This is a genomic window from Mucilaginibacter rubeus (assembly GCF_003286415.2).
Lineage (GTDB): Bacteria > Bacteroidota > Bacteroidia > Sphingobacteriales > Sphingobacteriaceae > Mucilaginibacter > Mucilaginibacter rubeus_A.
Map to the genome: position 1 here is coordinate 2,939,495 of NZ_CP043450.1, position 12,696 is coordinate 2,952,190.

Below are 12,696 nucleotides of genomic sequence, written 5' to 3' on the forward strand. Positions count from 1 at the left end.
GTTTATTTTGCGGCGGCATTTACTTCCGGGAACCAAACAGTCATTTCGCCTTTACCACGATTAGCCCACGAATAATATGGTATCGCGGTGAGTTCTACTTTCTTAACAGCTTCACCATTGGTTTTGCTTAAAGCCTGTCCTTTTAAAACAGTTACACCGTTCAGTAAACCTGGTTCGGCAACAGGTTTAAACGCGGCGTTTGCCGGGATTTCCAGATTGCTTACTGTGCCGCCATTATCTTTCCATTCGGCACAATACATGATCGGTCCACGCTGTAAGGCCGTTTTGCCTTTATCATCAACCAATGCCTTGTTGGCAACAACTTTTTTAACCTCCATTGGCAAGTTTAGCTCGATGTTATCACCTTTTTTCCATTGCCTGCTAATTACAGCATAACCGTTTTCAACTTTGTAAGGAACTACTTTGCCATTTAATTTAAGACTGATCTTCGCTGCTGATTTATTCTGAAAAGCATACAGATCAGAAGGGATAGCCTCTGCCCTTACCCAACCCGGGATCCGGATGCGTAGCGCAAAATTGGTTGGTGCTTCCGGAGCCACAGCAAAAGATAAAGCTCCATTCCAGGGGTAGCTGTTGCTTTGCGCGATATTTACTTTTTTACCGCCTACCTCTATATTTGCCGTGCCCGCGATAAACAGGTTAACAAAAACACTATTTCCTTTTTGGGCATACATATAACCCGATAATGAAGGTAGAAAACGCGCCATATTGGTTGGGCAGCATGAACATTCAAACCAGCCGGAACGTTCGGGCTCAAGTTCATGGTGCGAAACGCCATTGGTTACCTGCATAGCATTGGTGTAGAAGAATGTTTTACCATCCAACCCAACGCCCGAAATTAACCCGTTGTATAAAACCTTTTCCAGCACATCAATATATTTTGATTCACCGTGCAGCAGGAACATCCTCTGGTTCCAGAAAACATCACCTATTGCGGCGCAGGTTTCGTTATAGGCTGTAGTGTTTGGCAGCTCATAATCTGCACCAAAACGCTCGCCACCGGGAACAGCACCAATGCCACCCTGTACATAGATCTTTTTACCAATCATATTGTTCCATATTTTATCAATGGCTGTAATGTATTCCTTGTCGCCGGTTAAAGCGGCTACATCGGCCATGCCCGAGTACAGGTACATTGCCCTTACAGCATGCCCTTCGGCATCTTCTTGTGCTATAACGGGTTCGTTATCCTGCCAGTACATTCCGTTTTTCCATTCGTCGGTACTGGTTTTGTCGTAGGTGCGATGCCCTCTTTCGTCAATAAAAAACTTAGCCAGGTCCAGGTATTCTTTTTTTCCGGTGATACGGTACAAGCGTACCAGTCCCATCTCCACAATTTCATGTCCCGGCGCTACGTGCCTTTTACCGGGGCCGAAGGTTTTAACCAGCAGATCGGCGTTTTTAAGGGCGATATCTAAAAAGTTGCGTTTATTGGTAGCCACGTAATGAGCCGCGGCCGCTTCAAACATATGACCAGAGTTATACAGCTCATGGCTCAATTCGTTCTCCTTTACCCAGCGCTCCGGGCCCGACCAGGCATGCGGATGCAGCGGATCAATAGTACGGGCTGTATACAGGTATCCGTCCGGCTCCTGGGCTTTGCCAACAATAGTGATCAGCGAATCAACATAAGCATCAAGTTTGGCATCCGGATGAACTGCCATGGAGTAAGATGCCCCTTCAATCGTTTTATAAATATCGGTATCATCAAAAGGGAACTTGGTGCAAAATTTACCGCTGCGAGCTGCTGCCATTTCAAAGTTTTTAACCCTGCCGGTATTCTCGCACCTGGCAAATGACGCAGGAATAGTAACCGTGCGGTTAGTTTCGATACGCGGGGTCCAAAACTTATCGCTGAGCTTTACATCGGTAAATGGTACCGGCTTTATGGGATAGTCCTTGGTTTGCGCGTAAGCAGCGCCGCAATAAAACGATAATGCAATGAGTATTCTTTTCATTCTGATGATATATTAGTTCAGAAATCAGCAGAAGATCACGCGACCTTCCGCTGATTCAATTTATTTGATTAATAGCCTGTATTTTGTTTCAGGTTAGGGTTTTTAACAACTTCCTGCCTTGGTAAGGGCAGTAATGCCCGGTAATCGCCATTGGGCGAATGTGACAGCCATGATTTTTTGGTAAATACTCCAAAGCGGATCAAATCCTGCCTGCGACGGCCTTCGGTAGTAAACTCCCAGCCCAGCTCATCCAAAAACCTTCCATACTGGATATCCGCACCACCTTCGTGCGAGGTATTGATGTGATTTCTTAAGCCATAATCATACACACTACCCGCTTGCAACTGAGCTCCGGTAACCGTTGCTTTTGCCGGGTTGGATGCAAAATCGCGCTGCCTAACCTGTGTAACCAAAGCTGCCGCACCGTTTGCATCGCCTGAACGCAGGAGACATTCGGCTTTCATCATCAGCACGTCGGCGTAGCGGAATAGCGGAAAATCATTACTCAAGCCCAGTAAGGCCCCTTGTTTGTACTCAAACTTTCCTAAGCGAAAGCCGTGTACCTCTTCAGTTGAATCGACACCGGGCACTACGTTGATATAGTTTAAAGGCTTGCCTGTGTAAGCACCCAGTGAACCATTAATAGGCACACCTGCCAGGGTATATTGCTGCCCCTGGATCCAGTTGTTCTTTAAACGGCTGTCATCCGGGTCAAACGTATTGATGAACTGTGGTATAGCGCAGATGCCGCCCCATGGCGAATATTGGAAGTTATAGGTTGCCTGGTTTTCAGGTTCCAGGCTTTCCATGTGCAGGGCAAAAGCGTTTGCGCCATCAGCAGTATATTTTTCATCAAAAGGGATAGCAAAAACAATCTCTTTTGAAAGCTGGTTCTCTGTTGCAAAAACCGTGCTTTGGCTGGCTTCCAGGCCAAAACCCACGCCCGAATTAATGATGGCATTACATTCGGTAATACATTTGTCCCAGGCCGGGGTACCGGTATAAACGCCTGCATTAAGGTACACCTTAGCCAGCAACGCGTGCGCCGCCCACTGGTTAAATTTACCATAAGTGGTTTGATCATTAGCGGCACTAAGTTGCGGCAAATTGGTAGTCACCTCCGATACAATGAAATCATAAACATCTTTCCGGGTGCTTTGGGTTGGCAAGAAACCGGAAGGCAGATCGAATTTGGTAATGATGGGTACACCGCCAAAAAAATCGCAAAGCGGATAATAAAATGAGGCACGAAGCACTTTTAACTCAGCCAAAGCGGCTTCCTTACCTGTTGTCATAGGGATAAGGCCATTTTCAATCTGGTAAATAACACGGTTACAGGTAGTAATACCTGCGTAAGCATTGTTCCATATCTGGTAGCTGTTATCCTCGTCGGATGTCCACTTATGCTCGTGCATCCGGCGGTAAATACCACCGTCAACCCATCCGTTAGGACGTTCCGGGATTACCAACTCGTCGGCCGAAATCTCATTAGTCCTGAAAACAGAGTTGGCGCTACGGCCCAGTTCAAGCGGGCGCCAGTAAATATAGCCTGCCCCCAGGAGTGATGCCAGATCTTCTGAGCCGGGTTTAAAATCGCTTGCTACAATGGTTACGTAATCTTTGTCCTTTAATTTAGTACAAGAAAATGTAAAAGCAATTATACTGATGATAATCAGGCTGCTTAGTATATAATATATCTTTTTCATGATGTTTAATGATTAAAAGCTTGCGCTTGCACCTATAGTAAATGTCCTTGTGGTTGGATACTTGTCGCGGTTATCATTACCGGGAGCAAGACCGCTCCTATCAACTTCCGGGTCGATACCTTTGTACCCGGTTATCACGAACGTATTAAGCGTTGATAAATAAACACGCATTCCGTGGATATATTTAGACTTAAGGTTGTTAAAAGTGTAGCCCAGGTTTATATTATCAATTTTCCAGAAATCGCCATTTTCAATGTAGTAGCTGTTAAACTCAAGCGGCATGGTATTATTAAGTACTGCAGTACCAAAAACCTTGTCTTTAGCCGATTTTAGACGGTTATAATATTGAATGGAAGTATTTTCATAATACATGCGCTGAAAGTTCAGGATTTGGTAATCAAATGCGCCACGCATGGTTACACTGAAGTCCCAGTCTTTATACCTGATATTATTGTTCCATCCTGCATAGTATTTTGGCAAGCCGTTACCAAGTACTCTCTTATCCTCAAACGAGTGGGTGAAATCTTTATAAGCCACCGATTTACCGTTTGCATCTTCGTAAATCCATTGTCCATCCTGTGATACGCCGGTAACTTTAAAGCCATAGAAATCACCTATATTTTTACCCACCCTTACAATGTTAGTAAAGGTTTGAATAGGCTCACCGGTGCTACCTGTAGTAAAGTAATCGCTGGTAGTTTTGTAAATACTATTTGATAAACTGATCAGTTTATTGGAGTTGGTCGAAAAATTAAAGCTGCTTGTCCATTGGAAATTTGCCGAGCGGATTGGGGTAACATTTACGATAACCTCGATACCTTTATTTTGCATGGTACCTACGTTTGCTCTGGTACTATTGTATAAGTTCGGCGGACTTGGCACGGCATAGTCATACAATAAGCCTTTAATTTTACGATCATACAGATCGACTGAACCTGTAACCATGCCTTTCAGTAAGCTGAAATCCAAACCAAGGTCGGCCTCATGTTTTTCTTCCCATTTCAAATCCGGATTTGGGTTTTGTGACGGGCCAAGCGTTTGGATCCATTGCCCGTTTGAGTACACATAATAACCATAGCCTAACAATCCCACTCCCAAAAATCCTTGGCTTGGCTGGTTACCGGTAACACCGTAACCTGCACGGAATTTTAAATCATCAAAAATACGCTGCGACTGCATAAAAGGTTCCTTGGTTAAACGCCAGCCCACCTGCACTGCCGGGAATGTACCCCAGGGCTCTTTAGTGCCATATAACTGGCTGGCCTCTTCGCGTCGCACACTGGCCAATAGCAAATACCTGTCTTTGTAATTATAGGTAGCACGGCCAAAAAAGCTGATCAAATTGGTTTGTGACCTTGAGCTGTTTTCAACTCCCAAACCTTCGGCAGCAGCACGGCCAAGACCAATGTTGTTATAGCTGAAAATATCAGTAGGGAAATCATGGTTCTGCTCAAAAAAGCCGAACGTGTCGTTATCCTGGTAGCTGTATCCACCTAAAACTGAGAAGTTATGGCTGCCTATTGTTTTACGGTATTCGGCAGTTAGCTCCAACAACCTGTCAATTGACTGGGTTTGGCCAACACCCGCATAACCATTCAGGTGATCGCGGATATTGGAAATATTTTGTTTGTTTTCTGAATAACCTGCAACCTGGTTAAAGCGGGTGTATGAACCCAGTGCCGAAAGCTTCAAGCCGCTAATTGGTGTGTAAGTTATAGTCGAATTATATTTTGAAGTTGTATTAGAGGTATGGCCATCGCTGTTGTACAACATGGATACCGGGTTTTGATAATTGAAAATGCTTGGCTGTTCAAAATAAGTGCCATCGGCATTTTTAATTGGCGAGGTAGGGTTTTGCAATATGGCCTGGCGATAGGTATAACCATTAAAAGTACCGCCATCCTGTGTTTGGGTAAAGCTGTTATTTTGCTGTAATAAGCCAAAGTTGATCTTTACCTTATCATCAAACATGTAATGATTGATATCAACCCTGCCCGAAAATGTCTTGTTATCTGATTTTTGGAAAATACCATTTAACGAACGGTAATTAACCGATGCCAGGTAATTGGTTTTGCTGGTACCGCCACGTAATGTTAAATTGTGTACTGTAGTTATTGGCAGGTTATTAGAGATTGCTTTAAGCCAGTCGGTCGAGCTGCCCTGGTCATATGATTTATCCCTTGTACCGGCGGCAATTTGCTGGCGGTAATCGGCGGCTGTAAAAAGTTTAGGTTCGCGGGCTAAGGTTTGGGTACTTACGTAACCGCTGTAATCAACGGCATTGGTGAAATTGCCTGTCGCTCTTTTTGTAGTAATAATGATAACGCCGTTTGTACCACGCACACCATAAATAGCCGCAGCCGAACCATCTTTTAATACGTCGATAGTTTCAATATCTTCAGGCACTACGGTTTTTAAACTTCCGGGAACGCCGTCAACCAATACCAAAGGATCTGAATTGGCGCCAAATAAGGTAGTATTACCCCTTAATGCAATCTGTGAGCCTGATGTTGGATCACCGCTTGGGGCTGAAACCGTAAGACCTGCCACTTTGCCCTGTAAAAGCTGGCCGGCATCCAATACCGGGCCTTTTACAAAGTTTTCGGCTTTTACGGTAGCTACCGAGCTGGTTACGTCGCCTTTACGCTGACTGCCGTAGCCTATTACTATAACCTCATTCAATGAACTTGGTGTAGCTTTCAATTGTACGTTAATTACCGTACGGCCACCCGCCGGGATTTCCTGCGAAGTAAAACCGATAAATGAGAATAACAATAAAGCCCTTTCAGTTTCCGAATCAGGGATGTTGATGCTATATTTTCCATTTACATCTGTTTGCGCGCCAACGGTAGTGCCCTTAAGCGCTACAGTAACGCCGGGCAGAGGCTGATCATGATCATCGGTTACTTTACCCGTTATTGTTTTTGCAACCGCGAGTGGTGCATCCTCCTTATCATCAGCGTTATCCTGCTTTGCCGGATTTGCTTTACCCAAAACAATCTGATCGCCAATGATATCGAAAGTAATCCCCCTTGGGGTAAGTAGTTTATCAAGAACATCGCGCAGTTTTTCCTGTTTGGCATCAAGCGACAAACCCTGTTCTTTTTCAACCAGGTTCAGATGGTAAACAAACTTCAAACTGGTAGCTTTTTCCAGCTGCTGAATTGCTTTTACAAGGCTTGCATTTTGAATATTATAATCAACACGCCTGTCAAGCAGGCTTTGCCCCTTGCTGGGATTAGCCAGGGAAACGCCTGTAAAAACGAGCAGTATTAAAATTTGACTAAAAGTGATTCTCATAATTTTACACCAGTCAAAGTGGTTTTGTAAATAAATCTTCATACATTTAAGTGTTTCTTTTTGAAAAAATTGAGACAAAGGATTCCCGGATCACCTCAAAAAAAGGCGTTGCACACCGGGGATTAAAAGTTTATAGGAGTGTCTCCAGCACTCCTATTTCCTTTTTCAGGAAAGTTTGAGGGGGCGTTTTAAGTATCGGTTCTTTTCTCCATATAGGTTTGTTTGGGTTTTATTGGTGTTTTAGATAATTGGTTTATTGGGTACTTTCCAGAACAAACTGGTTGCCGTTTACACGGTAGCTTACGTTAAGCGTCTTTTTCAGGATCTCCAGTATGGTTGGCAGGTTTTCATTTGTAAAATCGGCCTTCAGGTTATCGGTATTAATACTTTCCTCGGTCGAACTGATATTGACATTAAAGCTTTTATTTAATATCCTGAATACCTCCCTTAAAGGTGTATTGTTGAACGACAAGCTTGTTTTCCTCCACATCCCTATTGAAACATCTTTTATTTCCAGGTTCTTCTTCAGGTTATCGGTAGGTTTGTCATAAACGGCCTCCTGGTTTGGTAATAACATCACGCCATCACCAGCGCTGGCTATAACGGCATTGGTATTACTTACCTGTGCCGTTCCTTTACCTGCAACTGATACCGAAACTTTACCGGTAACAACATCAACTTTGGTTGTTTTATCGGCTGCATATGCCCGGATCCGGAAACTGGTGCCCCATACCTTGGTGATCACATTACCGGTATAAATAGAAAACGGGCGCTTATGATCTTTAGTAACCTCAAAAAATGCTTCACCACTCAGGGATACTTTGCGGCTTAACTTTTCAAAGGTTTTTAAATACGTCAAGGTTGAATTTGGGCTTACCCATACCCGGCTTCCATCGGATAAGGTGAGTTCTTTTATCGTATTCCCAGTATTGGTAAATACCTGCTGCTGATTTTCAACCATCTTAGGCGGCACCCCGACAGGAGAAGTTTTAAGCCGCACAAAAAACACAGCTATCAAAACTGCGGCCACACCAGATAACCAGTAAATCACTTGTTTCAGGTTGGATTTTTGGGGTTGTATGGGGATTATGTTTTTATTCTCGGCTGCATCGATATTGGATTTGATGTTCTCCCACATCATGGCTTTAAATAACTGTTGTTCGGCCTCCGGCAATACAGATACATCATCGGGCGCATCCTGAAATGAGGTGTACCACGCATGGATCATGGCCATTTCCTGTTCATCGCAGGTGCCGGCAAAATATTTCTCCAATAGTTCGGCAGGTAAATTCTTCTTCATTAAGCGCTTGTTTTAGGCAAGATTTATTGATGGTTTATAATAAGATGTAACCCAGCCAGGCCTCAACCCCTACTGTGATTATAATTTTTTTTAAAAAAAAATTCCGGCGACAGCGGTCGGGCCAATAGAAAGTTACTTGAGGTAAAAAGTTCGTTTTGGAAAAGATATTGTTATCTTGGCGAAACTACTTCCGCAAATAAAGGAAAGTAAGTAAAAGCAAGCTGTTAAGGTTCACCCTTAAATATCTCAGCGCTTTAGTAAGGTGGTTTTCGACTGTTTTTTCAGAAATACCCATAAGCTCCGCAATCTCCTTATTAGTTTTATACTGCTTGCGGCTCAACTCAAACACGTTGCGGCATTTTGGCGGCAACAGGTTTACTTCTGTCTCTACACGTTCCAGTAATTCTTTATAGTAATAATTCTCTTCTGTCGAATTATCGAAGCTGTTGCCTACCATAAGTAAAATCTCAGCATAGGAATTCCTCACCGCCTCGGCACGCTTATGGTTTAACACCAGGTATTTTATCGATGTAAAAAGATATCCCTGTAATGACGTACGGATTTTCACCTGCTCCCTGTTAATCCAAAAGCTGGTAAAAAAATCCTGCACAATTTCTTTTGCGGTTTCCCTCTCTTTAAGACGTTTATACGCGGCAGCATAAAGTTTTAACCAATACCGGTTATAGATCTCTTCGAACGCGCCAATATCGCCAAACCCGAAGAGCTCAACTAATTGAATATCCGTATAATCACCAAACTTTTTCATTGCAAATAAAATCAACTTTTACAGCACTGAAACCGATATATCATTTAATCGTTTAATTAACATTTAATTAGCCAATGAAATGATATTATCGCAGTTGCTTATTTGCGTTCAGCCATCGCTAACCCGCCTTTTTGGTATAAAAGAATAATTATCTTAGGTTATAACCAGCACAATATAAGATAAATTTATATCGCAAAGTAAAAATAGAATTATTAATTGTATTTATAACACTAAAAATAAAATTTTAATTTTTATCGGTCGGAGCAGATAAACCTGCTCACCTATTCTATAAAAAGTTGAGCGGAACGCTAAATGTTAAATTCATAAATTTTCACTTACTATTTGGAATTAGTCTAATTAAATACTTGCTTTGCGTTATCAATTCACAGCTAATTCAAAATTTAACCATGATCAACATTAAAAAATTAAGCTACAGGTTCCTGCTAACCGGCTTGTTAATGCCCGCTGGATATGCTTTTTCCCAAACCAGCCCGGTCAAAAAAATCCAAAACCTTAACGCCTCCGATAAAATGGTCTATTTTAACCTTGAAAAAGGAACAGAAGTAAGTGAAGCCGATACGGCCAAAACCGGGTGGGATATTTCTTTTCAGCATACCGGAGTTATTATTCAAAGTGCCGGAGAAGGACAGATTGTTTCTGAAACAACCTTCGACAAGGTTGATAAAGCACCGTCATCAGGTTATAAAAAAGGTAATCAGGCTGTTCCGTGGGGAAGCGGAAAAGGTTGGTATGCCTATAATATGGATAATCACCAGATTACCCCTATTCCGGGCAAGGTGATCTTTATCCATACCGCGGCAGGCAAATATTATAAACTGGTTATTGATAGCTATTATAAGGATGGGCCAGACGGAGCATCAGGTAACTACACTTTCCGTTACAGCGCCCTTTAAAATTCTCCCCTATTAATTTACTATGAAATTATTTGCCAACCACATAAAAACTATAGCCCTGTTCTTTTTGATGACTTTGGGTCTTAGCGCAAACGCGGCTATTCCTAAACGCATTATTACCTTAAGCGGCGCGTTAACAGAAACAGTTGACGCTTTAGGTTTTGGAAAAAGCATTGTTGCAGTTGATGTAACCAGTATTTACCCGGCATACATTACTTCCCTGCCCAAAGTGAGCAAAAACCGCACGGTATCTGCCGAGGGCCTGATCTCATTTAAACCCGACCTTGTACTTGCGCCCGAAGGCAGTGTATCAAAGGAGATTGCCTACCAGCTGCAATCGGCCGGTATAAATCTTGTGAATATTAAACAGGACTATTCTGTAAGCGGCTCTATAGCATTTATTAAAGCGGTAGCAGCTGCATTACAGGTTCCTGCTAAAGGTGAGGCTTTAGCTAAGCAAACACAGGCCAAAGTTGATAAAGCGCTCGCCGCGGTTAAGCAATCTACCCGGACTCCTAAAGTATTGTTTATTTACGCCCGTGGTACCGGCGTAATGCTGGTTGCCGGGCAACACACCAATATCGACGCTATTATTGCATTAGCCGGCGGTAAAAACGCGGCTCAAGGCTTTGACAACTTTAAGCCTTATACTACCGAATCATTAATTGAAGCTAACCCGGATGTGATACTAATGTTTGATTTCGGACTAAGTAGCCTGGGCGGCGCCGACGCGGTTTTGAAAATGCCGGGGGTAGCTCAAACCAATGCAGGTAAAAACAAAAAAATAGTGCAGATGGACGGCGAGCTTTTGATCAACTTCAGCGTAAGGCTTGATCAGGCTATCGCTACTCTGAATAAAAACCTGCAATGAAAAACGGACTGATCTATATATTGTTAGGCATAGGCGTTTTTCTTACAGCGGCATTGTCATTAAGCATGGGCGCTATGAAAATCCCCGTTCAGGATGTGCTGCTAATATTGGTAAAAAAAACCGGGCTATTCGGGAACACACCTGTTGATGAACAATACGATACCGTATTAACCATTGTACGTATGCCAAGGGTTATTATGGGTTTGCTTGTCGGCGCAGCCCTGGGTATCTCAGGAGCAGCCATCCAGGGCATTTTTCGTAACCCGCTTGCCGAGCCTGGGCTTATCGGCATATCATCCGGGGCATCACTATTCGCAGTACTGATCATCGCTGCAGAAACGGCTTTTCTGGCTGGTTTAAGCAATTTACTCGGTTATTATTTACTCGCTTTCGGTTCATTTGCAGGTGCTGGTATTGCTACGCTTGTTGTGTACCAGATTTCCCGTAATGATGGGAAACCCAATGTAGCTACCATGCTACTGGCCGGCATTGCGGTGAATGCCCTTGCCGGGGCCTTAACCGGTCTGATTACCTATATGGCTAATGATCAGCAGTTACGAAACATTACTTTTTGGTTGCTGGGCAGCCTTGGCGGTGCTACCTGGCAAATTGTTTTGTGTCTCATACCCTTTGTATTTGTTCCGCTGATTTTGCTCCCATTTATGGCTAAAACGTTGAATGCATTTGCGTTGGGCGAAACACAAGCGCAGCAGTTGGGATTACCTGTTGGCAGGGTAAAACGCTGGGTGGTTGTACTGGCCACTTTGGCCGTAGGGGCTTCGGTAGCGGTATCAGGCATAATCAGCTTTGTTGGTTTGCTGGTACCGCACATGACCAGGCTTATTTTCGGCGTGGATAACCGCCGTGTATTGCCGGCATCCGCATTGCTGGGCGCTCTGATCCTTACCTTGGCCGATATGATAGCCCGCAAGGTTGTTGCACCGGTGGAGCTGCCAATAGGTGTTATTACAGCCCTGTTAGGCACCCCGGTTTTCCTGTATATTTTAATAAAAGACAAAAAGAAAATTGCCCGATAATATTATGCTTACAGTTGAAAACGTAACTTATAAAACGGGGAAACATACCCTGGTAAAAGATATCTCGTTCATGGTTCAGCCGGGCGAGATCATGGTCATACTGGGCGCCAACGGAGCAGGAAAATCATCTTTAATGCGTTTGCTGAGTGCCGAGAAGAAGCTGTCTGCAGGTTCGATCTCCCTGTCAGGCAAAGCCCTGAACAGCTACACGGCAAAAGAGCTGGCGTTAAAGCGTGCTATCCTCAATCAGCAAAACATCGTTAACCTCGATTTTTCGGCGATGGAGATTGTACAGATGGGGCGTTATCCGCACTACGGCAACAAGCCGATGACGCACGACCTGGATATAATTAATGAGGTAATGACGGTCACAGGCACAACGCACATGGCCGACCGCTCCTTCCTGTCATTATCCGGCGGCGAACAGCAGCGGGTACATCTGGCACGTGTACTGGCCCAGATATGGGATACACCCGAGGCACTGTTATTACTTGATGAACCGGTATCTGGTATGGATATTCTGTATCAGCAGCAAACCTTATCGCTGGCACATATGCTGGCGAAAAAAGGTTTTATGGTGGTAGCTATCCTACATGATATTAACCTTGCCGCCCAATATGCCGACAACATCATGATGCTGAAAAACGGGCGTAAATGGTATCATGGCGCACCCGCCGACATACTGAGCACCAAAAGTATCTACGATGTTTTTGAAACCGAGGCCGATGTTTTTACCAACCCAAACACACTCAAACAACTCATTATGCCCAAAGTGATCACGCATCACCTGAGCGAACAAAATTTAAAACCCTTCACACTATAA

The 12,696-nt window shown here is 43.8% G+C and carries 9 protein-coding genes; 4 read left to right on the forward strand and 5 right to left on the reverse strand.

Features of this window, described 5'->3' with window-relative positions:
- Positions 1–2: 2 nt before the first annotated feature.
- The 5 genes from DEO27_RS11775 to DEO27_RS11795 all read right to left on the reverse strand — a co-directional run bounded on the left by DEO27_RS11775 (position 3) and on the right by DEO27_RS11795 (position 9,051).
- On the reverse strand, positions 3–1,979 hold the full coding sequence (locus tag DEO27_RS11775; RefSeq protein ID WP_112566024.1) for a glycoside hydrolase family 127 protein: 1,977 nt from the start codon (positions 1,977–1,979) through the stop codon (positions 3–5).
- A 68-nt stretch (positions 1,980–2,047) separates the two neighbouring features.
- Positions 2,048–3,685: a RagB/SusD family nutrient uptake outer membrane protein gene (locus DEO27_RS11780; protein WP_112566021.1), complete on the reverse strand. Its 1,638-nt coding sequence runs from the start codon at positions 3,683–3,685 to the stop codon at positions 2,048–2,050.
- A gap of 12 nt (positions 3,686–3,697) precedes the next feature.
- Positions 3,698–6,985 carry a SusC/RagA family TonB-linked outer membrane protein gene (locus DEO27_RS11785; protein ID WP_112566929.1) on the reverse strand — a complete coding sequence of 1,096 codons (3,288 nt, stop codon included), beginning with the start codon at positions 6,983–6,985 and terminating at the stop codon, positions 3,698–3,700.
- Between the two features lie 253 nt (positions 6,986–7,238).
- Positions 7,239–8,285 (reverse strand): FecR family protein, encoded by a 1,047-nt coding sequence (locus DEO27_RS11790; RefSeq protein ID WP_112566018.1) that lies wholly within the window; start codon positions 8,283–8,285, stop codon positions 7,239–7,241.
- Positions 8,286–8,469: 184 nt separating this feature from the next.
- Entirely contained in the window at positions 8,470–9,051 is a 582-nt protein-coding gene (locus DEO27_RS11795; RefSeq protein WP_112566015.1) for an RNA polymerase sigma-70 factor, read from the reverse strand.
- A gap of 407 nt (positions 9,052–9,458) precedes the next feature.
- Between DEO27_RS11795 and DEO27_RS11800 the strand changes: the two genes are divergently transcribed.
- Genes DEO27_RS11800 through DEO27_RS11815 form a run of 4 tightly spaced genes read left to right on the forward strand, consistent with a single transcriptional unit; the run spans position 9,459 to position 12,696 of the window.
- Positions 9,459–9,965 (forward strand): HmuY family protein, encoded by a 507-nt coding sequence (locus tag DEO27_RS11800; RefSeq protein ID WP_112566012.1) that lies wholly within the window; start codon positions 9,459–9,461, stop codon positions 9,963–9,965.
- A gap of 22 nt (positions 9,966–9,987) precedes the next feature.
- On the forward strand, positions 9,988–10,836 hold the full coding sequence (locus DEO27_RS11805; protein WP_112566009.1) for a hemin ABC transporter substrate-binding protein: 849 nt from the start codon (positions 9,988–9,990) through the stop codon (positions 10,834–10,836).
- Positions 10,833–11,873 carry a FecCD family ABC transporter permease gene (locus DEO27_RS11810; RefSeq protein WP_112566006.1) on the forward strand — a complete coding sequence of 347 codons (1,041 nt, stop codon included), beginning with the start codon at positions 10,833–10,835 and terminating at the stop codon, positions 11,871–11,873. The genes DEO27_RS11805 and DEO27_RS11810 overlap by 4 nt, the downstream gene beginning before the upstream one ends.
- Positions 11,874–11,877: 4 nt before the next feature.
- Positions 11,878–12,696: a heme ABC transporter ATP-binding protein gene (locus DEO27_RS11815; protein WP_112566003.1), complete on the forward strand. Its 819-nt coding sequence runs from the start codon at positions 11,878–11,880 to the stop codon at positions 12,694–12,696.